Source organism: Oleiphilus sp. HI0125, from assembly GCF_001635355.1.
The window spans coordinates 1-822 of record NZ_LWGF01001295.1 but is presented as its reverse complement, the minus strand read 5'-3'; the positions used below and the strand labels follow the sequence as shown (position 1 = coordinate 822).

The 822-nt window shown below is 41.8% G+C and carries 1 protein-coding gene; it reads right to left on the bottom strand.

The window, feature by feature from the left end; genetic code table 11:
- Positions 1-525, bottom strand: a 525-nt coding sequence (locus A3762_RS22380; protein ID WP_068757698.1) for a 3-deoxy-7-phosphoheptulonate synthase, incomplete at its 3' end; no start/stop codon positions are given.
- Positions 526-822 lie beyond the last annotated feature (297 nt).

Genomic DNA, 822 nt, shown 5'->3' with positions numbered 1-822 from the left:
CATTTCACGGTGTGTCTGCGATTCAGTTGTTCTTGCTCCGATTGCAGACCAAGAGATTGTGTCTTGAAGGTATTGCGGAGAAATCGGATCAAGCGCTTCTGTAGCAGTCGGTAGGCCGATTTCTGCGATGTCGATCAGAAGCTTACGACCAATATGAAGACCATCTTCGATTTCAAATGAATCGTTTAGATGTGGGTCATTGATCAATCCCTTCCAGCCAATCGTTGTGCGTGGCTTTTCAAAATAAACGCGCATGACTAGGTAAATAGTGTCGCTTACTTTGTCTGCCAATTCTTTTAGCCTTAGGGCGTAATCTTTGGCAGCATCAATGTCATGAATTGAACAAGGACCGACAACAAGGAAGATACGCTTGTCTTTGCGATCAAGGATATTATTGATCGTTTCGCGACCTTCAGTGACAACTTCTTTCGCTTTCTCGGTAAGAGGGATGTCTTGCTTTAGTTGTGCGGGAGTAATAAGGAGTTCTTGGCTCGCAACATTTATATTATCTAATTCAGCGCTCATTTATTTAACCTACTGATATCGTTTCGTTTCCGACAGGTTATTGTTTTAACAACAGAAAGTTTGTCTTTGTGGGCACGATGTTGACCTAAACGTTAATGCTTTGCAACGGCATAGCGAATGTTCCGTGAAACATTATGAAAAAACCTGTGATTATCGATAACCTTTTGAACATCGCTGTCTATACTTTTGTTATTCAAAACAAAAACAAGCTTCGGTAAAGGAATATATGATTAGGTATTACAGTGATGACGAGCGGCGCCGCGAAGCACGGATGTATCGCAGTGGCGAAATCTTTGT